General features: G+C 59.7%; 26 protein-coding genes and 2 tRNA genes. 13 read left to right on the top strand and 15 right to left on the bottom strand.

Translation table 11 applies throughout. The annotated features are described in order from the left end of the window. Window positions 1–506 precede the first annotated feature (506 nt). Complete coding sequence (locus tag JTP94_RS08610) at window positions 507–1,166, top strand: hypothetical protein (RefSeq protein WP_204850099.1); 660 nt, start codon at window positions 507–509, stop codon at window positions 1,164–1,166. Window positions 1,167–1,673: 507 nt separating this feature from the next. Then, window positions 1,674–2,264, top strand: a complete 591-nt coding sequence (locus JTP94_RS08605) for an NYN domain-containing protein (protein WP_204850098.1) — start codon at window positions 1,674–1,676, stop codon at window positions 2,262–2,264. 130 nt (window positions 2,265–2,394) lie between these two features. Here JTP94_RS08605 and JTP94_RS08600 read toward each other — a convergent pair whose 3' ends face one another. From JTP94_RS08600 to JTP94_RS08590, 3 genes are all read right to left on the bottom strand, one after another. Next, the gene (locus JTP94_RS08600; protein ID WP_204850097.1) at window positions 2,395–2,685 is read right to left on the bottom strand and encodes a hypothetical protein; all 291 of its coding nucleotides are present in this window, start codon (window positions 2,683–2,685) and stop codon (window positions 2,395–2,397) included. A 151-nt stretch (window positions 2,686–2,836) separates the two neighbouring features. After that, complete coding sequence (locus tag JTP94_RS08595; protein WP_204850096.1) at window positions 2,837–3,241, bottom strand: hypothetical protein; 405 nt, start codon at window positions 3,239–3,241, stop codon at window positions 2,837–2,839. 1 nt (window position 3,242) lies between these two features. After that, window positions 3,243–3,572, bottom strand: coding sequence for a DNA-binding transcriptional regulator (locus JTP94_RS08590; RefSeq protein WP_204850095.1), 330 nt, complete (start codon window positions 3,570–3,572; stop codon window positions 3,243–3,245). 130 nt (window positions 3,573–3,702) lie between these two features. Here JTP94_RS08590 and JTP94_RS08585 point away from each other — a divergent pair, with 130 nt between their 5' ends. Beyond that, complete coding sequence (locus JTP94_RS08585) at window positions 3,703–4,032, top strand: hypothetical protein (RefSeq protein ID WP_204850094.1); 330 nt, start codon at window positions 3,703–3,705, stop codon at window positions 4,030–4,032. Window positions 4,033–4,224: 192 nt separating this feature from the next. On the opposite strand, the gene JTP94_RS08580 is transcribed toward JTP94_RS08585, so the two are convergent. Beyond that, the gene (locus JTP94_RS08580; protein WP_204850093.1) at window positions 4,225–4,449 is read right to left on the bottom strand and encodes a hypothetical protein; all 225 of its coding nucleotides are present in this window, start codon (window positions 4,447–4,449) and stop codon (window positions 4,225–4,227) included. A gap of 507 nt (window positions 4,450–4,956) precedes the next feature. On the opposite strand from JTP94_RS08580, the gene JTP94_RS08575 reads away from it, so the two are divergent. After that, window positions 4,957–6,069: an integrase gene (locus tag JTP94_RS08575; protein ID WP_204850092.1), complete on the top strand. Its 1,113-nt coding sequence runs from the start codon at window positions 4,957–4,959 to the stop codon at window positions 6,067–6,069. Window positions 6,070–6,154: 85 nt separating this feature from the next. Here the strand turns inward: JTP94_RS08575 and JTP94_RS08570 are convergent. After that, window positions 6,155–6,231 (bottom strand) — tRNA-Pro (locus JTP94_RS08570). A 301-nt stretch (window positions 6,232–6,532) separates the two neighbouring features. On the opposite strand from JTP94_RS08570, the gene JTP94_RS08565 reads away from it, so the two are divergent. Further along, complete coding sequence (locus JTP94_RS08565) at window positions 6,533–6,937, top strand: hypothetical protein (RefSeq protein WP_204850091.1); 405 nt, start codon at window positions 6,533–6,535, stop codon at window positions 6,935–6,937. A 71-nt stretch (window positions 6,938–7,008) separates the two neighbouring features. On the opposite strand, the gene JTP94_RS08560 is transcribed toward JTP94_RS08565, so the two are convergent. The 3 genes from JTP94_RS08560 to JTP94_RS08550 form a co-directional block, all read right to left on the bottom strand. Then, on the bottom strand, window positions 7,009–8,742 hold the full coding sequence (locus JTP94_RS08560) for a hypothetical protein (protein WP_246754729.1): 1,734 nt from the start codon (window positions 8,740–8,742) through the stop codon (window positions 7,009–7,011). After that, entirely contained in the window at window positions 8,742–9,815 is a 1,074-nt protein-coding gene (locus JTP94_RS08555) for a glycosyltransferase family 2 protein (RefSeq protein ID WP_204850090.1), read from the bottom strand. Before JTP94_RS08555 ends, JTP94_RS08560 begins: the two co-directional genes overlap by 1 nt. A gap of 180 nt (window positions 9,816–9,995) precedes the next feature. Further along, window positions 9,996–10,069 (bottom strand) — tRNA-Gln (locus JTP94_RS08550). A 158-nt stretch (window positions 10,070–10,227) separates the two neighbouring features. On the opposite strand from JTP94_RS08550, the gene JTP94_RS08545 reads away from it, so the two are divergent. Beyond that, a complete protein-coding gene (locus tag JTP94_RS08545; RefSeq protein ID WP_034508177.1) occupies window positions 10,228–10,530 on the top strand; it encodes a cupin domain-containing protein in 303 nt (100 codons plus the stop codon). Beyond that, a complete protein-coding gene (locus JTP94_RS08540; RefSeq protein WP_204850089.1) occupies window positions 10,527–11,435 on the top strand; it encodes an MBL fold metallo-hydrolase in 909 nt (302 codons plus the stop codon). Before JTP94_RS08545 ends, JTP94_RS08540 begins: the two co-directional genes overlap by 4 nt. 6 nt (window positions 11,436–11,441) lie before the next feature. Here JTP94_RS08540 and JTP94_RS08535 read toward each other — a convergent pair whose 3' ends face one another. Then, window positions 11,442–12,374, bottom strand: coding sequence for a DUF1499 domain-containing protein (locus JTP94_RS08535; protein WP_204850088.1), 933 nt, complete (start codon window positions 12,372–12,374; stop codon window positions 11,442–11,444). Window positions 12,375–12,616: 242 nt separating this feature from the next. On the opposite strand from JTP94_RS08535, the gene JTP94_RS08530 reads away from it, so the two are divergent. Further along, window positions 12,617–13,033: a hypothetical protein gene (locus JTP94_RS08530; RefSeq protein ID WP_204850087.1), complete on the top strand. Its 417-nt coding sequence runs from the start codon at window positions 12,617–12,619 to the stop codon at window positions 13,031–13,033. Between the two features lie 93 nt (window positions 13,034–13,126). Further along, window positions 13,127–13,408, top strand: a complete 282-nt coding sequence (locus JTP94_RS08525) for a hypothetical protein (RefSeq protein WP_204850086.1) — start codon at window positions 13,127–13,129, stop codon at window positions 13,406–13,408. A gap of 129 nt (window positions 13,409–13,537) precedes the next feature. Here JTP94_RS08525 and ppdK read toward each other — a convergent pair whose 3' ends face one another. The 4 genes from ppdK to JTP94_RS08505 all read right to left on the bottom strand — a co-directional run bounded on the left by ppdK (window position 13,538) and on the right by JTP94_RS08505 (window position 22,249). Beyond that, window positions 13,538–16,204, bottom strand: a complete 2,667-nt coding sequence (gene ppdK, locus JTP94_RS08520; RefSeq protein WP_204850085.1) for a pyruvate, phosphate dikinase — start codon at window positions 16,202–16,204, stop codon at window positions 13,538–13,540. A 207-nt stretch (window positions 16,205–16,411) separates the two neighbouring features. After that, window positions 16,412–17,737 (bottom strand): hemolysin family protein, encoded by a 1,326-nt coding sequence (locus JTP94_RS08515; protein ID WP_204850084.1) that lies wholly within the window; start codon window positions 17,735–17,737, stop codon window positions 16,412–16,414. Window positions 17,738–17,872: 135 nt separating this feature from the next. Next, window positions 17,873–21,334 carry a chromosome segregation SMC family protein gene (locus JTP94_RS08510; RefSeq protein ID WP_204850083.1) on the bottom strand — a complete coding sequence of 1,154 codons (3,462 nt, stop codon included), beginning with the start codon at window positions 21,332–21,334 and terminating at the stop codon, window positions 17,873–17,875. 186 nt (window positions 21,335–21,520) lie between these two features. Then, window positions 21,521–22,249 (bottom strand): DsbA family protein, encoded by a 729-nt coding sequence (locus JTP94_RS08505; protein WP_204850082.1) that lies wholly within the window; start codon window positions 22,247–22,249, stop codon window positions 21,521–21,523. 405 nt (window positions 22,250–22,654) lie between these two features. Here JTP94_RS08505 and JTP94_RS08500 point away from each other — a divergent pair, with 405 nt between their 5' ends. After that, complete coding sequence (locus tag JTP94_RS08500) at window positions 22,655–23,023, top strand: nuclear transport factor 2 family protein (protein ID WP_204850081.1); 369 nt, start codon at window positions 22,655–22,657, stop codon at window positions 23,021–23,023. 17 nt (window positions 23,024–23,040) lie between these two features. Here the strand turns inward: JTP94_RS08500 and JTP94_RS08495 are convergent, their stop codons facing one another. Together JTP94_RS08495 and JTP94_RS08490 are read right to left on the bottom strand one after the other, a co-directional pair. Then, window positions 23,041–23,553 (bottom strand): DUF721 domain-containing protein, encoded by a 513-nt coding sequence (locus JTP94_RS08495; protein WP_204850080.1) that lies wholly within the window; start codon window positions 23,551–23,553, stop codon window positions 23,041–23,043. A 58-nt stretch (window positions 23,554–23,611) separates the two neighbouring features. Further along, window positions 23,612–24,064, bottom strand: coding sequence for a hypothetical protein (locus JTP94_RS08490; protein WP_204850079.1), 453 nt, complete (start codon window positions 24,062–24,064; stop codon window positions 23,612–23,614). Between the two features lie 111 nt (window positions 24,065–24,175). On the opposite strand from JTP94_RS08490, the gene mutY reads away from it, so the two are divergent. The 3 genes from mutY to JTP94_RS08475 are packed head-to-tail and all read left to right on the top strand — an operon-like array spanning window position 24,176 to window position 26,268. Then, window positions 24,176–25,267, top strand: a complete 1,092-nt coding sequence (gene mutY, locus JTP94_RS08485; protein ID WP_204850078.1) for an A/G-specific adenine glycosylase — start codon at window positions 24,176–24,178, stop codon at window positions 25,265–25,267. 17 nt (window positions 25,268–25,284) lie between these two features. After that, a complete protein-coding gene (locus JTP94_RS08480; protein ID WP_204850077.1) occupies window positions 25,285–25,899 on the top strand; it encodes an HAD family phosphatase in 615 nt (204 codons plus the stop codon). Between the two features lie 3 nt (window positions 25,900–25,902). Further along, window positions 25,903–26,268 (top strand): nuclear transport factor 2 family protein, encoded by a 366-nt coding sequence (locus tag JTP94_RS08475; protein ID WP_204850076.1) that lies wholly within the window; start codon window positions 25,903–25,905, stop codon window positions 26,266–26,268. Window positions 26,269–26,380: the final 112 nt, after the last annotated feature.

Raw genomic sequence — 26,380 nt, 5'->3', positions numbered from 1 at the left:
TCGTACTCCGGCCGCCAGATTTCCGAGCTCGTCTTGATCTCGCAAACACGACCAGTCTGCTTAAACCACATTTGAGCGACCGCCTGGTGGGCCTGGACCACGGGATCCAACTTGACTAGGCCCAGCGTCATCCTACTGAACACGGCCGGTCCAGATATAGTCCCAGGTGATGGTGACGTCAGCATCTTCCCTTGATCAGATCGATCAAAGACCCAGAAATTGCCGCCAGGCGTGGGGACGACCCGCTTCCCGACCTTGTTGTATGTGTCCACGATGTAGCCGGCATTTTGGCAACCGGCCAAGCACGCAACCAAGACGGCCGCGCCAGCAATTTTGATTTTCATGATTTCCCTCTTTGCCCGAAGGGAATTACGCACGTGAGGCGAGAGGGATGAATGTAGATTTTCGCGCGCGACACGGCGTCGAGCCACCGCCGCGGTCATCGGCTGGCGCGCGCGAAAGGCGTCTGATTGATATATAAAGGAAATGAGATTCGGAGGCTGAACTTGGAAACCTTACTGAAGATACCTTATGAGCTTCAAATAGTCCTCGTCGCCGGCTATCTCGCCTACAAGATTATAACCATTGGAAAGGCCAGAAACCATCGGACAGAGGACTTCCTTTTGCAGGTTTTGAGCTTCGGAGTCGCTGCTCGTTCTACCACAGCCGCCGCCCTCTGGTTGATTCCAAAGCAAATGCCAATTGCTGTCGACGAGGCTATGTCTATCGCTATGGTCGCGCTTTTGACCTGCGGTATCGCCGCCATCTTTGGGATGGCGTGGCGTGCATTTGGTGAGAGAGCGGTGCGGCGGATCATGAATGCTGCGGGTGTATACCGCGACGATCACGAATCATCTGTATGGCAATCGATTATGAATCAGCCTGCAAAATGGACTGTCGTGCAGATTTTCTTGGAAGATGGGCTAGTATTGGAAGCCAATTTTGGCCAAATGAAACCGTTCCCGAAAGTGCCGGTTATAATGAACGACGATGGCGTGGCAATTTACGTTACGAGGCGATATGCCGCAGACAATACATTCGATAACTTTGACATCACTGGGAATGACGACGATGTCACCCTAACATATATCCCACGGTCATCGATCAAACGCGTAGATATCTCCTGGCAGCTACCGAGCCGCCACATCACTAAGATGGAGACTTAACGCTTCGGTGGCTTAGCGGGAGCGCCAGATCCAGTAGTTACCGGCTGAGCTGACGCGCCTTCGCCGCCGCTTGCAGGCTTAATCGTCATCGGACGCATGCTGTCACCAGTAAAAACGACTGGTTTATTTGCCATGTTAAAACCTCTGATTCTTGATTAACCAACACATCCACTCTGTCACTATTTGGCGTAGGGACACAACATCTCATTAGGTGGTTTGCGTACCCCGTTGGAAATGGTCCACATCTGCTTTGCGGGCTTGCTCTATTCGCGCTCTTGGCTTGAGATCGCAAAAGTCAACAAACACACGTTTTTTTGAATGTTGTGACAGCTTCTGTCTTGCGTGCTGACAGAAGCTGTCTTAGCATGGATTTGTTAGAAAATCAATCCCTTTTGAGTAATTGACCTTTAACCCGAGTCATCCAATATAGTCGTTATATCCGTACGCCCGTAGGCGGGCACGTTTAAAAACCCCTGGGGCGGCATGCTGCTCTGGGGGTTTTGATTTATGTCCAAGAAGGTTGCTGTGCTCATTGACGGAGGGCACACCCGAGTTTTGGCCAAAAGTGCTGGCTACACATATAATCCGGATTACATCGAGAAAATAGCCAAAGCCTGTATAGCAGCAGATGAAGAGCCACTTCGTTTTCTCTACTACGACTGCGCGCCATATGTCGGGAATGCCGTTCTGCCGGTTTCTGGCAGCCAAAAACAGTTCAATGGTTCCGATGTTTGGCTAAAAGAACTGGCGGCAAAGGATCTTTTTGCAATTCGACTTGGCGTCTTAAAATTTCGCGGATTCATACCTAAACAGATTCCTGTCGGTGCGGGCGCTCTGACCGATAATCATTTCAAGCCAAGTTTCGAGCAAAAGGGCGTTGATATGCGCATCGGCCTGGATATCGCAACATACTCCGCCAACAGGTCAGTGGAACGGCTAATTCTGCTGTCCGGCGATACAGATTGCATTCCAGCAATGAAGCATGCGCGCATTTCAGGGCTTCAGGTTGCTCTGGTAAGCTTTCCGAATAGAGCAGCATCACAGGAGATGCTGGGGCACTCCGATATCGAGAGACATATGGCATGGCCTGCGCAATAGATTGCAACGTCTCTGAAGCGAAGACCAAGTTAAGTAATTGCATCTAGAGCGTTTTTTGCCGCCGCCCTAACCGCCCTGCCGCTTCCTTGCGCCCGATGAGGCTCGGTTCGTCGCTACTCATTTGACCCTCTCACTTCTTCGCCCGTTCCCTCCGAAGCTTAGAGAGTGTTCTGGCAGAGCTCTTCATTGCGGAACGTTCACACCGACGCTCCATCCTGTCTATCTTTCGCTCTTCTTGCAGCAGAGCCGGGATGTCGTCGATTGCGATGAGCATGGAGCGGCCAATCTTCTTTGCAATGCCGAGCCGCTTGGCCTTCTCCCAGACCGTTCGGCCGGTCAAATGGATGCCGCTCGACGCTGATATGCGCTCGGCGATTTCGTCAGGCGTAAGAAGTCCTGCTAATAGATCCAAAGGAGCCATCCGCACCTCCAAAAGAAGAAACCATTGCCGCCGGCACGAATGCCGGAAAGCTTTTCAGTGTCCCTCGATGTGGTGGTGTGCGTGGGCTGGTGGCCGCCGTCGGTAGAGGCTAACCGGCGCGCGCTGGTGTGGTCAAGACCTAGTCGTATCGTCAGAACCAAGCCGCAAGAATCCATATCAGAAAGCTCATCACGGCCAGAACGGCACCGGTCCGATATTCGAAAAATAGCTGACGCCTGAACCAACTCCTTATTGGCTGCTCCGGATGGTCGACTTTATAGTAACGACGCATCTCAAAGGATGGCGGTCCGTACGGGAATTTCTCTGTGTCAGAATACAGTTCTGTGAACAGGTCAAACCATCCGCTCAATCGGAGCTGTGCCAATGATGCTAATCCTGCCAAAGCACTGGATGTGTTGAGAAGACGAGGGGTGACGTCGCTCCAGCCAAAAACGATGCCAGCGAGCCCCAACAAAAGAGATATTAGCACGAGAGTGAAGAGCGCAATGAAGAGGAACTTCTCGAAGGCACCCTGACTCACACGTGGAGCACCCATTCTAGCCGCCGCTCCCTGGTCCGCCGTCGCCTTCCAAGAATTCAGGATATTGAATCACTTCCGACTCTTCAATATCGGTCGCCGAACCAGCCGCGGCCCGCAGGCGCAACCCTGGCCCGCCAGGACCGGAATAGATGCCATCGAAAAATATGATGCCGGCTGCTTCTAAGGCGCTGCGAATAGCAGCTAGGTTGTTAGCTATCGGCGTTCGTTTACCCGTTTCAAAGTCGCGTATCGTGGAAACGGAAGCGCCGCTCAGTTCCGCAAGCTGCGGTTGGCTGATATTCAGTAGTGCGCGCGCGGCTCGGCTCTGTGCGGGGGTAATAGGCATATCTCCCTAACAACAATTTTTACAAATTTGTCAAGGTTGGTGCATCTTTGCGATGACATCATATTTTTATGTTTACCTCACGTGCGAATCATGCTTTTAATATGACATCATATTAAAAGGAGGACAAGAGATGAACGCGCACATCAGACCGGAAGCTCTCATGAGCTTGCGTACAATTCGAAACTACGAAGTAATTTGTGAATTTAAGCCCGGCGACCTTGTCACGCAAAGAGATGAATACGTCCCCTGCAGAGTCTTGAGACGATCGCTGTCGGCGCGCGGCCAACGCATATACTATCTGCAAACAATTGGTGAAGCCGAACTCCATTACCGATGGGCACCGGAATTGGCATTGAAAATCATCTTTACTTGGGATGATACCTTGGAGCTTCCGTTTTCGGAAAATCTTTCGATCGACTACGTGCACCGCCATCATCTTCGTCAGATGGAACCAGCTTAAATGGCAAAGCTCCCGCCAAGCTTCTCACTTCAAGCGTCTCCAATCCAATCAGCGCTCGCAGAGGGTCGGACAGAAGACGCCAAAAGAATGGTGGTGGACCTATTAAAGACAGGCCAGGCAGACCCCGTGGTGCAGGCCATTGCTGCGGATTTGATCCGACCGCCGAAGCGCGCCCGCGGCAGGCGGAAGACGCTACCCCAGTATTGGTTTGAGATCGCGCAGGATTTCTATCTTCTCCGCAGCGCTGGACGCGGGTACGAGGAAACATTGGCCGATCTGGCCGCGAAGTTCGGCTTCTCTGAGACTCACATTAGGAACGCCGTTGCCGAATATGACGCGGCCAAGCAAGCCCACGATGACGCTACCCGCACGTAATTGCCTTTTGTTTGCGTAAACAGCACCGAGTGAATCAGTCATCTGTCCTCCTGCCAACACATGAGGAGACAACGATGACAACTGCCATCATGAGCGAAAGAAGACTTCTGACCGGCGCCGATCCGCGCCGGAGAAGACCCGTGCCGGCTGCGCTCAACTTCAGAAGAGGAGACGGTATGAGTAACCTTGCCTGCCGAATTACATTCAGGCCTGAAAACCCAATAGTTCCATCGGTCGAGCTCTTGGCCGCTATGTGCATCATAAAAGATCGACCTCCTTTGCGTTTGCCGGGGCCGGCAAATGAAAACTTGCGGGCCAGCGCATGAGAGCACCGGCTCGCGCCGAATACGCGCCACCCGTCGCAGCCAACGATAACTTCCGGCCTGATGATCCAGTCAGGCTGGCGGATGTGGTTCCTGTTGCCTTTCCGCACGGAGGCATGACCGTTAGCGGTCTTCGCAAGGAGGCCGCGCGCGGACGCCTCGTGGTCACGCGAATTGCCGGAAAGGACTTCACCACACTGCGATCAATAGAGGAGATGAAGCAAGCATGTCGCGTGCCCGCAAACCAGCCCGGTTATGGCTACGGCCAGCAAGTAAAGACCGAGCTGCGGTCTGGATCATCCTCGACGACGGAAAGCAGTTCAGCACTGGCTGCGGCGCGGATGATCGTAGCGGAGCTGAAAAAGCCCTCGCCGAGCACATCGCCCGCCAGTTCATCGCAGCACCGGCAAAAAAGGACCGTGCAGCCTCAGACGTGAGCGTCGCCGAGGTAATAGCCCACTATCTGCAGCTGAAGCGAGACACAGCGACTCGGCCGAAAGAACTGGGTGCGCGAGCGGAAAACCTTCTCGCATACTGGGGTGACAAAACGCTCGACGATATCACCAGTGCGACGTGTGCCGAGTATGTGAAGAAGCGGAAGACGCAAAACGGTGCCCGGCGCGAGCTCGAGGATCTGCGTGCAGCATGCCGCCAGGCAATCGCTGACAACGTGACGCGCCAGTCGGTGACTGTCACCTTGCCGCCAAAAGCAAAGGGGCGAGTGAAGCATCTTGACCGATCGACGATGGCGAAGCTGATCTGGGCAGCATACCGCAAGCGAAGCACGTATCGCGGCCTGCCGAACAAGTGGCGCCCGGCCATCCACATCGCACGCTTCACGCTGTCAGCTGTTTATACAGGCAGCCGATCTGCGCGCGTCTGGCAAGCTTCCTTCATCAAGGAAGAAGGTCGTCCATACATCGACCTAGAAGCAGGCGTCTTTTATCGCGCGTGGGACGGCGAGGTAGTTGCCGCGAATAAGCGCGCGCCCCCGATCAGGCTGCCTGCCCGCCTGCTCGCCCACATGCGCCGCTGGCATCGCCTGGGCGCCAAATATGTTGTCGAGTTTAACGGCAAGCCAGCAGATCCTAAGCGCGCGTTCCGCAATCTCGTAGACACCGTGCTAGGAGAGGATGCCGACGGCGTTGTACGACACACGTTAAGGCATACAGCGGCAACGTGGCTAATGCAGGCGGCAACGGATAAATGGGAAGCGTCGGGCTACCTCGGCATGACACTTGAAACGTTGGAAAAGACCTACGGCCATCACCACCCAGATCATCAAGCAAATGTCGGAGCAGCTTTCACAACCGGGCGCGCTGGGCGCTCGAAAAAATGATCAATCGTTGCCGTATTCATTGCCGTGGAGAAGTCGGCTCGGAAGCCCAGAAACGAAAAAAGCCCGGAAATCCGGGCCTTTTCGCTGGTCGGAGTGGAGTGATTCGAACACTCGACCCCCACGTCCCGAACGTGGTGCGCTACCAGACTGCGCTACACTCCGTGACCAGCGGCGCTTCTATAGACCAGCCATTTTTGATGCACAAGCACCAATCTCAAAAAACCCTTTGATTTTTGACGAAAAGATTACAGGGCCGCTGCCTAGAAAATCGGCAGAAAACAGCCGTCGGAAGGGCCGGCGTGCAAAAGACGCAACAGATTGACTAAAATCCCACTTGTACACGCGGATGGGAATTTTCTTTTGCCGGCTTTGGCGCTAAAGCCCTAGGCGGGACAGGTGGAAACGTCGTGGGACAGCGACCTTTCCGCGACCGAATGCGTGACAGAAGCTCAAGGACGACACGATGAATATCCGCATGACCACCGCGGCGGGACTGTTGCTGGCGCTAGCCGGTTGCAGCACCACGACAGCAACGACAACAGGCCTGCCGCTGATGGCGAGCAACCCCGTTCAGGATCGCTGGGAAGGCCAGTCCGCTGGACGCTTCTTCGCGGCCTACGGCCCGCCGCTCTCCGACCGCGACGAAAGCGGCAATCGCGTCTATACGTGGCGCGGCGGCTACAAGACGATCACGATCGCGACCAAGGATGGCAAGAAGGGCGGCAAGCGCTACCTCAGCTGCAAGGCCGATATCGTCACCAACCAGAGCTATGTCATCCGCTCGGTCCACATCCTCGGCGACCAGCCGGGCGTCAGCGGTTCGTCCTATTGCGCCGAACTTCTGGCACCGCCGGAAAAGGCGAGCTGAAACAGGGACTTTATCGGGACATCAATTCGACGGGCGGCTCGAAGGAGCCGCTCGTTTGACTTCATGCGGCCTCAGCCATTTGCTGCGGCGAACTCGGCGCAGCTCTTCGGCGGCACGGCACCCGCAGGCGGCACGAAGGCCTTGTCGATGGCGTAGAGCTTGGCAAAGGGCGTTTCGGCAGTGAGCCGCACGCCGCTCGGGATCGTGCCGCCAAAGCGATCCTCGACATCCGCGTTCACAAGCAGGATGAAATCGAAGCGCTGCCGCCAATTGACGAGATAGGGCGCAAAGCTGCTGACGGTCCTGATCTCATCGGGGCAATCCAAGAGGCCAACGGAGAAGAGATTGTCTTCCGGCACTGCGATCTCGCTCCAGGGCGGCAGGACGGTCAATGGCTGCTTGCCCGTGGCGGTAAAAAGCGTCGGCACGAAGCTATGCGCATAGGGGACGGCGAGCGTCGGCAAATGCCTGAACGTATTCTGATTCCAGGCGAAGTAACGATGATCGATGACATGCGGTTTGCTCCTCTGCTGCCGCATGACTGGTAGGATCGCCGCGCCTTCCGGCACCGCGGCAAGCACGGTGCGAACGTCGGCGACCTCGGCCTCGCCCTGCCACCAGTTGAAGCCGATCCAGGCAGTCCTGCCGAGCGCAACCGCGGCAAGCACGGTGACGACAAGCAGGGCCTGCCGGCGCGACAGGCGAGGCAAGGGACATATCATCACCATGGCCGCCAGCGCCGCCATGATCGGGAAGCGCCAGCCGATCCAACCGGTTGCCAGCAGATGGCGCGGCGAGACACAGGCGAGGATCAGCAAGCCAACGGCCGTGACCACAAGACCGGCATGCAGCCGCAGCCGGCGTGTGCGCACAGCAAAGGTGCAAACGAGGATCAGCGGGATCAGGAACAGCGTATCCACCAGAAGCGTATAGCTCCAGAACGCCGACATCAGGTTGGCCAGGATCAAAAGCGGTGAATTGTTCCAGGAGGCGTCGAGATTGCCGTCACCATCGCCAGGCAGGACTGGCTGATACAGGAAAAGACAAATCGCCGGCAAGGCGCAGGCGAGCATCGCCACCGCCAGCCTGCCGCACAAGCGCATGAAATCGCGAAATGACTTCATCGCCGCCGTAGTCGGCGAAAACTCGAGCCCGCAGACGAGCGCCATATAGAAGCCGAGCGAAAAGATATGCATGGTGGTGAGCAGCAGACCGGCCAGCAGGCGCCAGACAAACAACGCGACCCGATTTCGCGATTGCAGGGCATGATCGGCTGTAGCGAAGAATAGCGCCATGCCCAGCCCGATCTGGAAATTGATGAAGCCGCCGATCAGCGTTGCGCACCAGGCGAAATAGAGGATGGCGATCTGCCAATAATAGCCGCCGCCAAACAAGCGCCTGTGCAGGGCGATCGCCCCGAGTGGCGGCAGCGCGATCGCCAGGAAAAGCAGGCCACGCGCCAGCAGCGAAACACCGATCAGCGGGCCTAGCCAATAGGCCATGAGATCGATGCCGACATTGGTGAACGTCCTGTTCCAATCGATCGCGTAGATCTGCTGAAACGGCGGCATATCGATGCCGCCGGCAAGCAGCCACATGCGCGCATAGTGGTTCGGATAGTCGAGGATCGGCGGGAATTTGAAAATGGCGACGAAGACGGCGACGACCGCCACGAAGGCAGCGATGACGACATCAGGCTTTTGCCTGACAATGGCAGCGTCAGCCTCGACGGTGATTTGCGTGGGCGCCTCATCCGACAGAGCCGTCGCCCCGCCCCATGACGAATTCGCGGATTGATGGGACATCAACGAGCTATCCTGACTTGCGCTGCGCTGTTTCCCGCCTCAGCCGGCCCGTCCAAAGCTTGCTCCAGTGCACGGCGTTTGGTCGCCGCATCCAGCTCGGAAAAATCGCCGGGGATATCGAGTGAGCGATTACCCTGCACGAGGCTTTCGATCATGAACATCGGCCGTCTCTTGTTCTCCTGCACCAGCCGGCCGACATATTCGCCGATGATGCCGATGCAGATAAGCTGGATGGCGCTGAAGGCGGCGATTGCGGCCATGATGCTCGACCAGCCCAGGACCGTCTCACCCTCCAGCCAGCGCACAAGCGTATAGACGAGCAGCAGGATCGCGCAGGCGGCGGAGACCATGCCAAGCCACGTGCTGATCCGCAACGGCACGGTGGAGAAGCTGGTGATGGCGTCAATCGCGAAATTGATCATGTTGCGCAGCGGATATTTGGTCGCGCCGGCGAAACGCGCATCGCGCTCATAGGGCAGCGCCACCTGCCGCCCGCCGATCCAGCTGACCATGCCGCGAATGAAGCGATCGCGCTCCGGCATCGACAGCAGGATATCGACCACCCGGCGGCTCATCAGCCTGAAGTCACCGACATCGCGCGGGATCGTGACTGACGCAAGCCGGGACAGCAGGCGATAGAAGAGCGAAGCGGAGGCGAGCTTGAACCAGCTCTCCCCCTGCCGGCGCACGCGCTGGCCATAGACGACATCCGCACCCCGATCCATGATCGGCATCATCATCAGAAGGAGTTCCGGAGGGTCCTGGAGATCGGCATCGATGAGCAGCACCCGCTCGCCACGCGAGGCGGCAAGGCCTGCGGTCGCGGCAAGCTGATGACCGTGATTGCGCATCAGACGCACACCGAGCACCTGCGGCGTCTGCTGCGCGAGCGAGGCGATGACCTCCCAGGTGCCATCGGTGGAACCATCATCCACCAGCACGACCTCGAAGGCATCGCCAGCCGCGCCCCGCGCCGTCGCGACCGTCCGCCGACAAAACTCCTTCAGCCCCTCCTCCTCATTGTGGCAGGGGGCAACGATGGAAAGCAGCATTTTTTGGGGGGTCTGGTTCATGATCGCCTGTATCGAGATGATGGCGATCAGAGTGGAGGAAAATGGTCAAACAATATTTAAGCGCTGGGAATAAAGGGGGACAGATACTGGGATTTCTTGGCGAATTTCATTCGTAAGCCAAAGAAAGACTTCTCCGTGTTTCACAAGACGGCAGCCTAAACCAGATGGAGAGGGATACTATGGCTGGGGCGCCTGGATTCGAACCAGGGATGGCGGTACCAAAAACCACTGCCTTACCGCTTGGCTACGCCCCACCAGAGTGAAATGGCTGGTATCTGCGCCAAATCACCGCCTGATTAGCAAAGGTCGCATCGGCTCACAATCATTAAGTTATAGGTGAGCACATATTTTTATACGCTTCCGGAGTGACTATGGTAGGTCTCGCTGCGCTGCAATCCAATCAGGAGATCCGATGAGCCAGTTTCGTGCCCGCCCGCCGGCTGTCCCGACCGTGCTTCTCGACGATGCTGTCGTGCGCATCACCCGCTGGGATTTCGAGCCGGGCGCCGATACCGGGCACCATGTCCACGGTCTCGGCTATGTCGTGGTGCCGATGACGGATTGTCAATTTCTTCTGGAGGAGGCAGGCGGCGGCCGGCGCGTCGACATGGCCAAGGGTGCTGCCTACCGGCGCGAGGCCGGCGTCGAGCACAATGTAGTCAATGCCGGCTCCGAGCCGATGTCCTTTATCGAAATCGAATACAAGCAATCATGAGCACGCCCGACTTCGACCTTGCCTTTGAGCCGGCCTATGGCCGAGCTGTTCCCGTTGCGCCCGGCATCGAACGGATGACGGTCAACAATCCCAGCGCCTTCACCTTTCATGGCACCAACAGCTACATCGTCGGCGGTTCGTCCGTGGCGGTTATCGATCCCGGACCGGAGAACGAAGAGCATTTTGCCGGCTTGATGGCGGCGCTGAAGGGACGCGAGGTCACGCATATCTTCGTCAGCCACACCCATCGCGATCACTCGCCGCTTGCAAAGCGGCTGAAAGAGGCGACGGGGGCACTCACGGTCGGCGAAGGGCCGCATCGCTCAGCACGGCCGCTCTATCACGGCGAGGTCAATCCCTTTGCCGAAAGCTCCGATATGGATTTCCGGCCGGATATCGTGCTTGGTGACGGCGAAAGCGTCTCGGAAGACGGCTGGCAGCTGACCGCGCTGCTGACACCCGGCCATACGGCCAATCACGCCTGCTTTGCGCTGGAGGGCAGCGGCATCGTCTTTTCCGCCGATCATGTCATGGCCTGGGCGACGTCGATCGTCGCCCCGCCTGACGGTTCGATGGCCGATTACATGGCCTCGCTCGAGCGGTTGCTTGTTCGAGAAGATCGCCTGTTTCTGCCCGGCCATGGTGGCCCGGTGAAGGAACCCGCTTCTTTCATGCGCGGCTTGAGAACCCATCGCCGCATGCGCGAACGCGCCGTACTGGAGCGCATCAAGTCCGGCGACCGGCTGATCCCCGATATGGTGAAAGCCATCTATCGCGATACGGACCCGCGCCTCCATGGCGCGGCAGCGCTTTCGGTGCTGGCGCATCTTGAAGATCTCGTGGAAAAAGGCCGGGTGGAAACCGATGGGCCGCCGGCGCTCACCGGGGCGTATAGACCCGCCTGAGCCGCCTCAGCCTCCGGCAATGCCGAGCAGTTCCGCATCCAGCGCCTTCAAGAAGCCGTCCGCCATATCGGCGCTCACGCCGAGATCATCCTGGCCGTAGCGGGAGGAAACGCGGATATCGACGAGCGTCGTCTCGGCCTCCTCGCGAAGACGGATCAGCACATCGCATGGGAGACCATAAATACGGGTTCGGGTCGCCCCCTGCAGAACAACGTCCGTGTTCTGACGGATCAGATCGGCCACGCCATCCCGAAAGGGGCGCGGCGTCGGCACCGGAACGATATCGGGCACGTCGCCGACAGCGCTGTCGTCCTGTGCCGGACCGGTGTTCTGCGGGCGGGTGCGGCGCCTCGGCTTCACATTGCCGTTCGGGTCGGCGACATCTGCGCCATCGGCCTTGACGATGGTGATATGACTGTCCCTCGCAACCTTGCGCACTGCCTCCAATACCCGGTCGGTGGCCCCCTCGTAGCGGCGGCTGATCAGGGCCGGATAGGCTTCAGATTGCGCATCGCGCTCCTGCTGCGTCACCAGATGGCGTGCCGGCAGCCAGATCTGCCTGGCATCCGGCGTCGCCAGCCACTCCGGCGGGTCGCTTAGATCGGTCGATATCTCGTAGATCGGGGGCCGGGTCCAAAAGCGCTCGGCACCGTAACCGACGATGGCCAGGGGCAAGGTGGCATAGATGAGTGCCTTGACGGCCGAAACGCCGCCGATGGCGGCGCTCTGCCAGAGCTGGGCAAGACCGATGATCGCAAGCAGTACCGCCAGGGCGGCACAGCCGGCTGAGATCAACAGCAGCAGCACGAAATAAGGCGTTTCCAACGGTCCGAAACGATGACCGATCAAGGTCACCCCGCAGAGCACCAGCGCAAAGGAAGCGATCAAACGCCCGGCGCGGGCGGCATGTGAAACGGGACGGTCGAAGCGAATGGTCATCAAGGGCTCATCGGCGCGTCGGATCGGAAGCCGGATGCACCGAATCCCGGAAAGCGATCTATGTTTAGAACAAGAAACAGTGAAAATAAATCGAATGTCATGGCGTCGATGAGCAATGTCCCGTCAGAGCTGAAGCCAGTAACGGCTAGAACAAAAATGTGAGCGCTTGCTTAAATTCCTAAAAAAGGCCATTCTTCCAGCGTTTTATCGAGGCTGTGAAAGGACTTGATGAGATGGAACCGATGCTTTCCAAAGACATCGCGGCCAAGTCGCTGCCGGGAGCGGCCATTGCCGCGGCCAATACAGCCGAGCCGATCTTGCCGCTTGAACTTCTCGAGCTTGAGCTTTCGCTCGAAGGTTTTTCCGGTGGCGAGGCCTCTTTCTGCCAAGCCGTGCGAAGCGCAGCTTCGGCCGTGAGCGGCGACTTCCTGTTCGATCTTCCCGCCACGGGGCTGATCCCGGATTGCCGCAGGCTGGCTGTCATCAGGATTCCCGAAGGAGACGCGGCGATGCGTACCCTCTTTGCGGCTCTCGATGAAGACGGCGCGGAAATCCGCCTGCTGCAACCGGATGAGGAAACCGAGCATCTGCTGCGTTTCGCCGATGCCTTCGTCGATCTGCTGCAGCGGCTGCCGGAAAAACCGAGGGAAGCTGCCTGAGCATTCGCGCCGGCAACCGATGATAGGCCTTTCGCGCGGTACCGCGCGGCGCTATAATTTGCGTCTGCATATTTGCGTTGAGGACATCAGGTCATGCGTATCATCGCTCCCGTACTCTCCCTTCTCGCCATGACGTTTGTGCTCTCGTCCTGCCAGACGGCGGAGGAGATTCGAGCGGCGGACGAGGCCAGATGCGGCAGCTACGGTTTTCGGCGCGGCTCGGAAAATTTCGCCAACTGCCTGATGAATCAGGATCTTAGCCGACGCGCAGATCAGCGTGCCTTCATGGAAAGCAATGATGATTTCTTCTGGGGACCGACGATCGTGGTCGGCGGACCGGGATATTACCGTCACCGCGGCTATTGGCGCCGCTGAGCGGCACGGCGTTCCGCCATTAGAGCATTTCCGCTTTTCTTCGAATCGCGAAAACGCTCTATCTTCTTGTTTTTTACGCATTCCGGACGGAAAACCGCTGCGCACTTTTCCTGGAAATGCTCTAGAGAATCAGGCTCGCCCCTTGATCGCCGCCTGTGCTGCCGCAAGCCGCGCGATCGGCACGCGGAAGGGTGAGCAGGACACGTAGTCCAGCCCGATATCCTCGCAGAAATGGATGGAGGCGGGATCGCCGCCATGCTCGCCGCAGATGCCGAGCTTCATGTCGTTGCGCGTGCGGCGGCCGCGCTCAGCGGCGATGCGGATGAGCTCTCCTACCCCGTCGAAATCGAGCGATATGAACGGATCGTGCTCGATGATGCCCTTGCGCTGATAGGTCGGGATGAAGGCGGCGGCATCGTCGCGTGACATGCCGAAGGTGGTCTGCGTCAGGTCGTTCGTGCCGAAGGAGAAGAACTCGGCGGCCTCGGCGATGATATGGGCACGCAGCGCCGCGCGCGGCAGCTCGATCATCGTGCCGACGAGATAATCGATCTTCATCATGGCTTCCGACATGACGGCGCGGGCCACCTCGTCGATCCGCGCCTTGACGTAGTCCAGCTCCGAGCGCAGGCCGACGAGCGGCACCATGATCTCGGGCACGACCGGGGCACCCGTTTCGCGCGCCGCCAGAACCGCCGCCTCGAAGATGGCTCGCGCCTGCATTTCGACGATCTCGGGATAGGAAATCGCCAGCCGGCAACCGCGATGGCCGAGCATGGGGTTGAACTCGTGCAAGGCATCGACGCGCTGGCGCAAAATAGCCGGCTCCATGCCCATGCTGCCGGCAACCTCGGCAATCTCCTCGTCCGTCTTCGGCAGGAACTCGTGCAGCGGCGGATCGAGCAGGCGGATGGTCACCGGCAGGCCGTGCATGATGGTGAACAAGCCGGTGAAATCAAGCCGCTGCATCGGCATCAGCTTGGCAAGGGCGGCGCGGCGGCCAGTCTCGTCCTGGGCTAGGATCATCTCGCGCATCACATGGATGCGGTCTCCCTCGAAGAACATGTGCTCGGTACGGCAGAGACCGATGCCTTCGGCGCCGAACGAGCGCGCTGCACGGGCATCGGCCGGCGTGTCGGCATTGGTGCGCACCGTCATGCGCCGCGAGCGGTCGGCCCAGGCCATGATAAGCCCGAAATCACCCGACAGTTCCGGCTGGATCATCGGCACCTCGCCCTTCAGCACTTGGCCTGTGGAGCCATCGATCGTAATAATATCACCCTTCTTCAAGGTGATGCCGATGCCGATCAGCTTTTCATTGCGCATATCGATGCGCATGGTGCCAGCGCCGACGACGCAGGGAATGCCCATGCCGCGGGCGACCACGGCTGCGTGGCTAGTCATGCCGCCGCGCGTGGTGAGGATCGCTTCGGCGGCATGCATGCCGTGAATATCTTCCGGGCTTGTTTCGATCCGCACGAGAATGGCCTTTCGGCCTTCCTCTTCGGCAATGATCGCCTCCTCGGCCGTGAAGACGATCTCGCCGGTGGCGGCACCCGGTGATGCGGGAAGGCCGGATCCTATGACCTCACGACGGACGCGCGGGTCGATGGTCGGATGCAAAAGCTGGTCGAGCGTCATCGGATCGATGCGCGTGACGGCTTCGTCTTCCGTGATCAACCCCTCAGCGACCATATCGACGGCGATCTTCATCGCCGCTTTGGTGGTGCGCTTGCCGGCTCGGGTCTGCAGCATCCAGAGCTTGCCGCGTTCGATGGTGAACTCCAGATCCTGGACGTCGCGGTAATGCGCCTCCAGCTGCGCGCAGATGCTGCGGAATTCGGCGAACGCCTCCGGCATCACCTTTTCCATAGACGGCCGGTCATAGCCGGACGCGATGCGGGCAGCTTCGGTAATGCTCTGCGGCGTGCGGATGCCGGCAACGACATCCTCGCCTTGCGCATTGACGAGGAATTCGCCGTAAAGTTCCTTCTCACCGGTCGACGGATTACGGGTGAAAGCCACCCCGGTCGCGGAGGCATTGCCGAGATTGCCGAAAACCATCGCCTGGATGTTGACGGCGGTGCCCCAGGCCTCGGGAATATTGTGCAGATGGCGATAGGTGACGGCGCGGGGATTCATCCAGCTGGAAAAGACGGCGCCGACGGCGCCCCAGAGCTGGACCTCCGGCTCCTGCGGAAAGGCCACGCCGAGTTCTTCCTCGATGACGGTCTTGTAGATGGAGACCACGTGCTGCCATTCGACGGCGGAAAGATCGGTATCGAACTCGTGACCGAAGCGGGCCTTCTCATCTTCCAAGATCTCTTCAAAGACCTCGTTGTCGAGTCCCATGACGACATCGGCATACATCTGGATGAAGCGGCGATAGCTGTCCCAGGCGAAACGCGCATCGCCGGCATCATGGCCGAGCGCCTGCACGGTGGCATCGTTGAGACCGAGATTGAGGACGGTATCCATCATGCCGGGCATGGAGGCGCGACCACCCGAGCGCACGGAGACCAATAGCGGCCGCTCCGTATCGCCGAACTTGCGCCCCGTGATGGTTTCCATCTGCTTCAGGCCCTGCATGACCTGTGGCTTCAGCTCATCGGAAACACTACGGCCATTCTTGTAATAGAAAGAGCAGGCTTCGCTGACGATCGTCAGGCCAGGCGGAACCGGCAGGCCGAGGCTGCACATTTCGGCAAGATTGGCACCCTTGCCGCCGAGCCTCTCAAAGTCTCCGGCGCCTCCCTCGGCTTTGCCGCCGCCGAATGTATAAACCCACTTCGTCATTGTCCCCGTCCAACTCCTAGGGTTGAACTTAATTCATTGAGCGGCAAATGAAAATCGACAAATGCGGCAAAATGTTGCGCTGCACAATAAATATGACCCACAGGCTCCCGATTTCAATCGATTGATCGAAATCGGCGCCTTCAGGCCATTCCAAAAGCGCGGGAGAGAGTGGGCAAGGGGCATTTCGTCGCTGCCGTCGGCCGGCATTTAAGCCCCCGCCTCCCGCCGCGCCAGGATCTTGTCGATCCGCATGCCGTCGAGATCGACGATTTCGAAATGCCAGCCGCCGAAGGTGAAGCTTTCGCCGACATCAGGCAGATGGCCGAACTGGTAAAGAGCGAAGCCCGCGAGCGTATGGAAAGTGACGTCTTCCTCGCCCTCGCGCAGGCCGAGCCTCGCAAAGGCATCATAGACCGGCATCATGCCTTCCATCAGCAACGAGCCGTCGGCGCGCTCGACGACATCTGGCGTCTCGTTATCCATATCGGGCAGATCGCCGGCGATCGCTTCCAGGAGGTCCGTCTGCGTGACGATGCCCTCCAGACTGCCATATTCGTCGATGACCATGGCGAGGCGCACGGGTGCGCGCTTGAAGCTTTCGAGCACCTTGAACACCGCCGTCGCCTCATGCACGACCAGCGGTTGGCGGATGACGGCCATCGGGTTCAGCGGCTCGCCGTTCAGCAGCTGATCGAGAAGATCCTTCTTCAGGATCATGCCGATAGGCTCGTCGATCGATCCGCGGGCGACCAGAAGCTGCTCGAAACGGCTTTCGCGAATAGTCTTGTGCATTTCTTCCGGCGTGTCGTCGGCATCGATCCAGTCGACCTCCAGCCGCGGCGTCATGATGTTGGAGACATCGCGATTGCCGATATTGAAGATGCGTTCGACCAGATCCTGCTGCGCTTGCTCCAACAGGCCGGCTTCCTGACTTTCGGCGATCAAAAGCTTGATCTCGGCGGGCGAATGCAGCGAGCCCTCGCCAGTCCCGGGCCGCAGCCCGAAGAGACGCAGGACCAGATTGCCAAGGCCGTTGAGGACTGTGATCGCCGGGCGCAGCAGGAAGAGGAAAAGGCCGAGCGGCCGCACCACGCCGAGGGCCGTATCCTCGCTGCGCTGCAATGCCAGGCTCTTCGGCGCAAGTTCGCCGAGCACGATGTGGAGCGCGGTGATGATGACGAAGGAAATGACGACGGCGATCGCATGGGAGCTGGCCGCGGCCCATGCTCCGGGAAGGAAATCGAGAAGCGGCTCCAGAAGATGGGCGAGTGCCGGCTCACCGACCCAACCGAGGGCGAGCGAGGAAATCGTGATGCCGAGCTGCGTGGCCGCCAGATTGGCGTCGAGATTGTCGACCGCCTTCTGCAGCGACTTGGCGTTCATCCGCCCTTCGGCAACCAGTTCCGTCACGCGGCTGCGACGAACGGACACCAGAGAAAACTCCGCCGCAACGAAAAAGCCGTTGGCGGCAACGAGCAGCAGCACGGCGAGTATTCCGAAGAAATCGAAAATACCGCCACCAGATCCAGACATGCTTCCCTTCCGGGCGGATTAGCGCCACATATTGTTGATCGAAAACAAAACTATCACGCTTTACGGCTGCACGGCAGCCGACACCGCAATTTCTTGTCGATATCAGAACAGTTTTTCCAGCCGGAGGAAAGGCGCTCAGGCGATCTCACGCAGCCGCTCGGCGGTCTGCAGGTCGACGGAGACGAGCTGTGACACGCCCTGCTCCGCCATGGTTACGCCAAAGAGGCGATCCATGCGGGCCATGGTGATGGGATTGTGGGTGATCACAACGAAACGCGTCTCGGTCGATGCGGCCATCTCGTCCATCAGATTGCAGTAGCGCTCGACATTGTGGTCGTCGAGCGGCGCATCCACTTCGTCCAGCACGCAGATCGGTGCGGGATTGGTGAGGAACACGGCGAAAATCAGCGCCATGGCCGTCAGCGCCTGCTCGCCGCCGGACAGCAGCGTCATGGTCTGCGGCTTCTTGCCCGGCGGACGGGCGAGAATTTCCAGGCCCGCTTCCAGCGGGTCGTCGGATTCGATCAGCTGAAGCTCGGCCGTGCCGCCGCCGAAAAGATGCGTGAACAGCCGCTGGAACTGCGCGTTGACGACATCGAAGGCGACGATCAGACGCTCGCGGCCCTCGCGGTTGAGGCTCTGGATTGCCCCGCGCAGCTTCCTGATGGCGTCGATGACATCGTCGCGCTCCTTGATCAGCGCCTGCAGCCGCTCGCTCAGCTCCCTGCTCTCCTCCTCGGCGCGCAGGTTGACGGCGCCCAGGCGCTCGCGCTCGATCTTCAGCCGCTCCAGCTCGCGCTCGACTTCGCGCAAATCCGGCGTGCTCTGCATCGCCGACAGGCCGGTGAGCCGGAGCGCTTCATGCGGTTCGACATTCAGGGTCTGGCGGATACGCAACTCGCTCTCCTGCCGGCGCTCGCGGGCGGACGCCAGCCGCTCCTCGACACGGCCGCGCTTTTCGCGGCTTTCCGCCAGTTCGGACAGTGCTGTTGCCGCGTGCCGATCGGCCTCGCGTTGAACGGTCTCCGCTTCGGCAAGGCAGTCGGCGGCCACGCGGCGCGCCTCCTCGGCCTTCTGCAATTCGTTCATCAACGCGCGGCGCTTGTCATCGAATTCATCCGGCGCGAGATCGAGCTCGGCAGCCTCGTCACGCGCTTCCTCTTCGCGGTCGCGCAGTGTTTGGATATGCTCCTCGGCGCTGGCGGCGCGCTGGCGCCAGGTATCGCGCTCCTGGTGGATCGCCAGGATGCGCCGCTGCCGCGCCTCGTTTTCCCGGTTCAGGCCCTCATGACGGGCGCGGGCCTCGGCCAAAACGCCGCGATCGGTCGCGACTTCGGCCTGCTGAGCATTCAGCTTCAGATCGATGGCTGCGAGATCGGGGGCATCTTCCAGCTCGATGCGGGCATTCTCGTCCTGCATCGCCATGTCTTCCAGCTGCTCCCGCAGCCGGCTGACCGCCTCGATGATCACATCCCGGCGGCGGATGAGATCGCCGGACGCGCGCTCGGCCGCAGCCAAGGCTTCACGGGCTTCAGCGAGATGACGGGCGGCAAGCCGGCTGGCGTCGCGAGCTGTGCCTAGACGCCCCTCTTCCGCCCGGATCGCCTCCGCGGCGGCCGACAGACGCTCTTCAGCCTCGATCAGCACGTCGCGTGCAAGCTCGGCCTCGGCTTCCAGCTCGGAGAGGCGGTTCTTCTGTGCCAGCCGCAGGGCTGCGGCACTCGGGGCATCGGCTCCGGTCACGTGGCCGTCCCAACGGAACACCGCGCCATCCTTGGTGACCAGCCGCTGCCCGGGCTTCAACGCCGGCATCAGCCGCTCAACGTCGCCCGCCGCGACGATGCCGATCTGACGCAGGCTCCGCGTCAATGCCGCCGGCGCACCGACATGTGAAATCAACGGCACGGCTCCGTCAGGCAGGGCCGGATCGGTCGCGCCGCTGCCGTTGTCGGACCAGTAAATCGGCGCCTGGGGATCAAGCGGCGATTCCAAATCATCGCCAAGCGCCGCGCCGAGCGCAATCTCGAAGCCGCGATCGACGCGCAGATCCTCCGCAACCGGCGAAAAGGCGCCTGACGTCTCGCCCGCCGCCAGCATCTTGGAAATGGTGCGCGCTTCCGTTTCAAGCGCGTTCAGCCCTGCTCGTGCCTGCTCGACCGGTCCACGCGACAGGGCTTCGGTTTCGCGCGCTTTGGAAAGAGCCGCTTCCACGAGCTGGATCGCAGCTTCCGCTTCCGCGACGACGTCTTCGGCCGCCTCGACCATGCTGCGCTTTTTGTCGGGGTCGGGCAGATCGGCCATCTTCTCGTCGATGGCGGCAAGCTCGCGGTTCGCCTCGTCGGCCTGGCGTTCCAGCCGCATCTTGCGGTCGGCAAGATCACGGATGGCGCGTTCAAGCTGGTTGCGGGCGGCTGCCGCCTCGGCACGTTCGGCCGTCAGTGCGGCGAAGATCCGTTCACTATCGGCGAGCTTTGCGGCCGCCGCCTCGAACACTTCTCGCGTCTCCTCGGCAAGACGGCCGGAATCGGCAAGGGTTTCGGCAAGATCGGCTTCTTCCGCGTCCAGCCTGGCAAGGATCGAGGCGTTATCGGCGACAAGGCGCTCCTCGCGGCTGATATCCTCGGCCAATTGCGCCAGCCGGCGGGTCAGCTCGTCGCGACGGCGCAGGATGCGGTTGGCATCCTCTTCCAGCTGGTTGCGGGCGAATTGCAGCCGTTGCAGCGCAGCGGCGGCCTTCGCCTCATCCTCGCGCAGTTCCGGCAGCTTGAAGCTGGCGATGCCCTGCGCCTTCGCCGCCTCCATCTGGATCTGTGCCTTTTCGGCAACCAGCACCGTCGCTTGATTGAGGGCGCTGTCGGACTCGGCTTCTGCTTCCTTCGCCTGCACCCAGCGTATATGCAGCAGCATGGCTTCGCGGGCGCGGATATCGGCTGATAACATCTTGAAGCGGCTAGCCTGACGCGCCTGACGCTTCAGGCTCTCGATCTGGCTTTCGAGCTGCGAGGTCACATCGTCCAGGCGCTCGAGATTGCCCTCGGCCGCACGCAAGCGCAGCTCAGCCTCATGACGGCGCGAATGCAGGCCGGAAATGCCAGCGGCCTCTTCCAATAGCTGGCGCCGTGCCTGGGGCTTGGCCTGGATCAGCTCGCCGATGCGCCCCTGCCCGACCATGGATGGCGAGCGCGCCCCGGTCGAGGCATCGGCGAAGAGAAGCTGCACATCCTTGGCGCGGGCCTCCTTGCCGTTGATGCGGTAAACCGAGCCCTGCTCGCGCTCGATACGGCGCGTCACCTGGATCTCGTCGCTGTCATTGAAGGCAGCAGGCGCGGTGCGATCGCTATTGTCGAGGTAAAGGCCGACTTCGGCGGTGTTGCGCGCCGGGCGGTTGCCGGAGCCGGAGAAGATGACGTCATCCATACCGGAGGCGCGCATGTTCTTGTAGGAATTCTCGCCCATAACCCAGCGCAGCGCTTCGACCAGATTGGACTTGCCGCAGCCGTTCGGCCCGACGACACCGGTCAGGCCGCGCTCGATGACGAATTCCCCCGGCTCCACGAAGGATTTGAAACCGACGAGTCTAAGCCTGTTGAATTTCATAGGCTGATCTCCACCCTCCCTTTGAGGGGGAGGGTCGGACCGAAGGTTCGGGGTGGGGTGATCATGCGTTCACCCCAGAAATCACCCCCACCCGCGCGTTCCGCGCGACCTCCCCCCTCGAGGGGGAGGTAATAGAAAGCAGGCGTGCGGCCTCGACCGCCCGCCTGTGCATCAAAAAGGCGCGGATCAGAGAAGGCCGTCGATGAGCTTCGACATGGCACCAACAGACATGTCCCCTGCGTAGCGCTTGCCATTGATCAGGAAGGTCGGTGTCGCATTGACGCCGAAGTCCTTGGCAGCACGTTCCCTTACGGAGTTGACATCATCCAGAAGCTTCTGGTTCGTCAAGCACTTCGTAAAGCTATCCTCAGTAAAACCGGCGAGTTTCGACATTTGCAGCAGTGCGGAGCGGCCATCGACATCCGGAGAAGCCCAGGCGATCTGCTGCTTGAACAGCATTTCGACCATCGGCATGTACTGTTCCTGCGGCGCGCAGCGGGCCAGCATGAAGGCTGCGGCGGCGCGCGGATCGAACGGGAATTCGCGGATGATGAAGCGAACCTTACCGGTGTCGATATACTTCTGCTTGATCGCGTCAAAGGTCGTGACGGCGAAATGCGCGCAGTGCGGGCAGGTCAGCGACATGTATTCGACGATCTTGACCGGAGCATCTTCCTTGCCGAGTGCGATTTCCGGCAGCGGGCCGGGCTTCAGCACTTCGCTCATGTTGACATCGCCATCCGCCGGAGGAACCGCGTCGTCGCCGGAGCTGGTGGTCTCCTGTCCGCCTGCGGCCGTCGAGGCATTTGCGGCGGATGCGGTGTCGGCAAAGACCGCGAACGCCACGGAAAGAGCTGCAACGGCAGAACCGCCCATCAGGTGGCGTTTGGTCAAGAGCATGTCGGACATCGGCATAGAGTCACCCGTCGTTAAAAGAGGTCTTCGAATGTTTCATGCGATATAACGGCTGGTTGCCGCTAACAAGGCACGGTTGGGCAACTTTCTTCAAAGAATTGTGACCTGGCAAAGACGGACAACTTAAATTTCTTCCACAATTCAAGATTTCCTCACCACGGCGCGTCAGCGTCGGAGCTTTCCAAGCAAAAACTTCCCTTATTCGTCTCGACGGCCCATCCGATCGATTTCTGACACATGTTGTCTCTAGCGCGCGCTAGAAAGACATCCAATCTATCAGCGGATAGACGTCCCGTTCCGCCTGCGTATCGACCTTGACGGCCTATCGAGCCGTAAGCCTCCTGACAGAAACTGGCAGGAGGTGGCGGTAAAATCTTCGCACCTACAAATGCGAAGGAGAACGTCATGCCGACCGATATCACCAACAATTTGCCCAAGGTCGTCGCCGATCACATCGCCGCCTGCAACGCTCATAACGTCAAGGCCTGGATGGCGACCCTCGCCCCAGACGCGATGCTCAATGATATCCAGCGTGAGTTCATCGGGACCGATGCGATCCATGGTTTCGGCGAAAAGGAGATTTTCGGGGATAATGTAACGATGGCCGTCCGTCGCGCCTGGGATCGCAATGGCGACATCACCGTCCATGCGGAGCTTGACGGGACCTACGACAAGACCGGCTTGCCTGACCCATTCATCTTGAGTTTCTATTTCAGTCTGCGGGGCGACAAGATCACGCAGCTCATCATCATTCACAACAAGACAGAGGTTTGAACCTCGAGGCTATCGTATTACCGCCGCTTCCAAACCATCGCAGTGCCCAGCCTTTGAATCGCGGCCCGCAACTTCTCGTCCTCGATGCCGTCCATCATGCCTTCGAGCTTCCGGGCCGCCTCGCCCTTCAGCGGCGGCGGCGTGCGGGACCGCTTCGACGCGACCGAGACCGGCTTCTGCACGATGCGGATCTGACTGATGGCGTGGAAGCCGAAAAAACCGTTGATGCGCTGGATGAGCTCGCCTTGCGCATGGGTGAGGAAGAGGGCGCGGGCGCCTTCGCAAGCGATGGTGAGTACGCCGGGCTGGTAGCGGCCGCCATCGCCCGAACCTCCATGCTTTGCCCAGGCGATCTTTTCCGGCCGCGTGCATTCCGCGAAATCCTCCCCGGCGATTTCGTCCCACGAACCGAGCAGCGCCGTGTTGATCCCGGCGCGCTTCGCCAGCACGGGATCGACGATGCCGTTGGTCAGCTCGGAAATCTGCTTCTCGCCACGACGTGACGTTTTCGTTGGGGCAGACCCACTCATTGGGAGGTTATAATCCACTCTTCGTCATCGCGACGATACATTGGCGTCAGCTGGAGCGTCAAAGAGACTCCCCTTTTTCATTTCGTAAAAGAGTGCGAAATGATCTCCACTCTTTCACTGCATTCTTACGCATCAGCACGGTTACAACAAGGCCAATGGAGAAAAACCCCAGCGCTAATAGTTGTAAGGGAAATATGTCCTTCTGGCCCGTATGCCAGGCAGCGACGAGCAATACCACCGATGAAGCGACGTATACACTTACCGCCATCGCAAGGAAGATGAGCACGCCGAAAGCATGATAAAACAACTGCGAGCAACGAGAGCGCCTCATTTGCAGCGGCTGAAACTCTTGCTTGAGATAGGCCAAGAGAAATTTGAACGGCCCGGTGTGCAGCAGTTTCCAAATCGCAGAACCCGCAAACAACAAGAAAAGAATTTCCAATACACAATGGTTCAAAAGCCGCAAATTAGGACTCACATCCACGAGACGATCGAAAAGCTCCATAAGCATGATGAATTCTCCTTCGAGGCTGGCTTTTAAGTAGCCTCATGTTTTCCGACTTTCACTTCCGAGACAATTGCGTCTAGAGAGTTGGATGTAGTCACTTCATCGAAGGAAGTTATGGATCTTTCGTCACAGATATCTTCCCTGAGTGGAAAGCTGCTTGCCTGGTACGACCGCCATCACCGAGACCTGCCCTGGCGCGTCTCGCCGCCCATGGCCGCGCGCGGCGTCAAGCCGGACCCCTATCGTATCTGGCTGTCGGAGGTGATGCTGCAGCAGACGACCGTGCCCGCGGTCAAAGCCTATTTCGTGAAATTCCTGGAGCGCTGGCCGACGGTCGGCGATCTCGCAGCGGCGGCGACCGACGACGTCATGGCGGCCTGGGCCGGGCTTGGCTACTACGCGCGGGCCCGAAACCTGAAGAAATGCGCTGAGGCGGTCGCGGCGGAGCATGGCGGGCGCTTTCCCGATACCGAAGACGGCCTGCGGGCTCTGCCCGGCATCGGCGATTATACCGCTGCTGCCGTCGCGGCCATAGCCTTCAACCGGCCGGCGGCGGTCATGGACGGCAATGTGGAACGCGTCATTTCCCGGCTCTATGCGATCTCGGCGCCATTGCCCGGCGCCAAGCCGCTGATGAAGCAAAAACTGGCCCTGCTGACGCCCGTCGACCGGCCAGGTGATTTCGCCCAGGCAATGATGGATCTCGGCGCGACGATCTGCACGCCGAAGCGCCCCGTCTGTTCGCTCTGTCCCTTTAATGGCGTCTGCGAGGCGCTGGCCGGGCATGATCCGGAGCATTTCCCAGTGAAGGCGGCGAAGGAAGACAAGCCGGTGCGGCAGGGAGCAGCCTTCGTGGCGGTCAATGGCGAGGGCGAAATCTATCTGCGCCGGCGCATCGCCAGCGGCCTGCTTGGGGGCATGACCGAAGTGCCGACCACCGGCTGGACGGCGCGTATCGACGGGGAGACCGGAACCGAGGCAGCCCCCTTTGCGGCCGACTGGCAGGCAGCGGGGACTGTGACCCATGTGTTCACCCATTTCGAACTGCGGCTATCAATCTATCGCGCTCAGGTAGCATCTGGCATCGGCCGCAATGACGGATGGTGGGAGCCGGTTACAAATCTTGAAGCGCAGGCGCTGCCGACAGTCATGAAAAAAGCGATCACTCAGGCTATTCCTCGCGCATTCATTAAAGCCAGTGCCTAAACATCAGGAACTCATTCATGACCACGGAAATACGGCATATCGTTTTCGATATCGGCAAGGTTCTTCTTCATTACGACCCCACCCTTCCCTACAGCCGAGTCATCCCGGACGATGCCGAGCGCGAATGGTTCCTGGCAAACGTATGCACCCATGAATGGAACATCGAGCAGGATCGCGGCCGTACATGGGAAGAAGCGGAAGATCTGCTGATCGCGGCGCACCCGGAGCGGGCCGAACAGATCCGCGCATTCCGCAAGCACTGGAACGAGATGGTGCCCCACGCCTATGACGACAGCGTCGCGATCTTCGAAGGATTGATCGCTGAGGGACGTGACGTCACCATGCTGACCAACTTCGCCTCCGACACGTTTCGCGAGGCTCAGGTGCGCTTTCCGTTCCTCAACAAACCGCGCGGCGTCACGGTCTCCGGCGATATCGGGCTGATCAAACCGGATGTCGCAATCTACGATGCGCATGCCAGGAGCTTCGGCCTCGACCCCGCGTCAACGATTTTCATCGACGATTCGCTCGCCAATGTCGAAGGCGCCAAGGCTGCCGGCTGGCATGCAGTCCATTTCACCGGCGCCGAGAAGCTGCGTAGCGATCTCGCCGCCCATGGCATTGAGGTTTGAACCATGATTTTCGATCCCGCAGAACGTATCGATCTGTTCCACGAGGCCATCAATCGTCTCGACTACGAGGCGATCGAGAATTTCTTCGCGGAGAACGCCACCTATGTATCCAACGGTGTCGGCAGCCTCTCCGGCCGCGCCGAAATCATGGAGGCCTTCCGTGGCTATTTCGATACCTATCCCGATCAGACGGCGTCCAATTCGCTGGTGGAAACGCTGACGCCGCTTTCGGGTCGTGCCGTCTGGTCCGTTCGCGCCACTAACAGCAAGACAGGCAAGCCGCTGATCCGCGAGGGCGAGGAAACGATCACCTTCGACGAGGACGGTCGCGTCGTGCGCGTCGACGTCACGGACTATCAGGACTTTTAAGTCCCGAAGCTAAAAGGACGCCCAGGGCTAGCGCTAGCCCTGGGCGTCTCGCCCTCTTCCCTAACTGGAGGTACACGACGGAAGAAGGCGGGTATGCGGATCTAGCGTAAGT

The organism is Martinezella lusitana, assembly GCF_016901135.1.
Classification (GTDB): Bacteria; Pseudomonadota; Alphaproteobacteria; order Rhizobiales; family Rhizobiaceae; genus Rhizobium; species Rhizobium lusitanum_D.
Note: the sequence above shows the minus strand (reverse complement) of the source record. Positions and strands in the feature narration are given on the sequence as shown.

What these genes read in the sequence shown, in the direction of transcription:
- JTP94_RS08495 (WP_204850080.1), bottom strand. Translation starts at nt 23,553, where the DNA reads ATGAGTGGGTCTGCCCCAACGAAAACGTCACGTCGTGGCGAGAAGCAG.
- JTP94_RS08475 (WP_204850076.1), top strand. Translation starts at nt 25,903, where the DNA reads ATGATTTTCGATCCCGCAGAACGTATCGATCTGTTCCACGAGGCCATC.
- JTP94_RS08600 (WP_204850097.1), bottom strand. Translation starts at nt 2,685, where the DNA reads ATGGCTCCTTTGGATCTATTAGCAGGACTTCTTACGCCTGACGAAATC.
- mutY (WP_204850078.1), top strand. Translation starts at nt 24,176, where the DNA reads ATGGATCTTTCGTCACAGATATCTTCCCTGAGTGGAAAGCTGCTTGCC.
- JTP94_RS08595 (WP_204850096.1), bottom strand. Translation starts at nt 3,241, where the DNA reads ATGGGTGCTCCACGTGTGAGTCAGGGTGCCTTCGAGAAGTTCCTCTTC.
- JTP94_RS08605 (WP_204850098.1), top strand. Translation starts at nt 1,674, where the DNA reads ATGTCCAAGAAGGTTGCTGTGCTCATTGACGGAGGGCACACCCGAGTT.
- JTP94_RS08565 (WP_204850091.1), top strand. Translation starts at nt 6,533, where the DNA reads ATGAATATCCGCATGACCACCGCGGCGGGACTGTTGCTGGCGCTAGCC.
- JTP94_RS08490 (WP_204850079.1), bottom strand. Translation starts at nt 24,064, where the DNA reads ATGCTTATGGAGCTTTTCGATCGTCTCGTGGATGTGAGTCCTAATTTG.
- JTP94_RS08560 (WP_246754729.1), bottom strand. Translation starts at nt 8,742, where the DNA reads ATGTCCCATCAATCCGCGAATTCGTCATGGGGCGGGGCGACGGCTCTG.
- JTP94_RS08580 (WP_204850093.1), bottom strand. Translation starts at nt 4,449, where the DNA reads ATGACTGATTCACTCGGTGCTGTTTACGCAAACAAAAGGCAATTACGT.
- JTP94_RS08590 (WP_204850095.1), bottom strand. Translation starts at nt 3,572, where the DNA reads ATGCCTATTACCCCCGCACAGAGCCGAGCCGCGCGCGCACTACTGAAT.
- JTP94_RS08510 (WP_204850083.1), bottom strand. Translation starts at nt 21,334, where the DNA reads ATGAAATTCAACAGGCTTAGACTCGTCGGTTTCAAATCCTTCGTGGAG.
- JTP94_RS08505 (WP_204850082.1), bottom strand. Translation starts at nt 22,249, where the DNA reads ATGCCGATGTCCGACATGCTCTTGACCAAACGCCACCTGATGGGCGGT.
- JTP94_RS08575 (WP_204850092.1), top strand. Translation starts at nt 4,957, where the DNA reads ATGTCGCGTGCCCGCAAACCAGCCCGGTTATGGCTACGGCCAGCAAGT.
- ppdK (WP_204850085.1), bottom strand. Translation starts at nt 16,204, where the DNA reads ATGACGAAGTGGGTTTATACATTCGGCGGCGGCAAAGCCGAGGGAGGC.
- JTP94_RS08480 (WP_204850077.1), top strand. Translation starts at nt 25,285, where the DNA reads ATGACCACGGAAATACGGCATATCGTTTTCGATATCGGCAAGGTTCTT.
- JTP94_RS08585 (WP_204850094.1), top strand. Translation starts at nt 3,703, where the DNA reads ATGAACGCGCACATCAGACCGGAAGCTCTCATGAGCTTGCGTACAATT.
- JTP94_RS08545 (WP_034508177.1), top strand. Translation starts at nt 10,228, where the DNA reads ATGAGCCAGTTTCGTGCCCGCCCGCCGGCTGTCCCGACCGTGCTTCTC.
- JTP94_RS08500 (WP_204850081.1), top strand. Translation starts at nt 22,655, where the DNA reads ATGCCGACCGATATCACCAACAATTTGCCCAAGGTCGTCGCCGATCAC.
- JTP94_RS08535 (WP_204850088.1), bottom strand. Translation starts at nt 12,374, where the DNA reads ATGACCATTCGCTTCGACCGTCCCGTTTCACATGCCGCCCGCGCCGGG.
- JTP94_RS08530 (WP_204850087.1), top strand. Translation starts at nt 12,617, where the DNA reads ATGCTTTCCAAAGACATCGCGGCCAAGTCGCTGCCGGGAGCGGCCATT.
- JTP94_RS08555 (WP_204850090.1), bottom strand. Translation starts at nt 9,815, where the DNA reads ATGAACCAGACCCCCCAAAAAATGCTGCTTTCCATCGTTGCCCCCTGC.
- JTP94_RS08515 (WP_204850084.1), bottom strand. Translation starts at nt 17,737, where the DNA reads ATGTCTGGATCTGGTGGCGGTATTTTCGATTTCTTCGGAATACTCGCC.
- JTP94_RS08540 (WP_204850089.1), top strand. Translation starts at nt 10,527, where the DNA reads ATGAGCACGCCCGACTTCGACCTTGCCTTTGAGCCGGCCTATGGCCGA.
- JTP94_RS08525 (WP_204850086.1), top strand. Translation starts at nt 13,127, where the DNA reads ATGCGTATCATCGCTCCCGTACTCTCCCTTCTCGCCATGACGTTTGTG.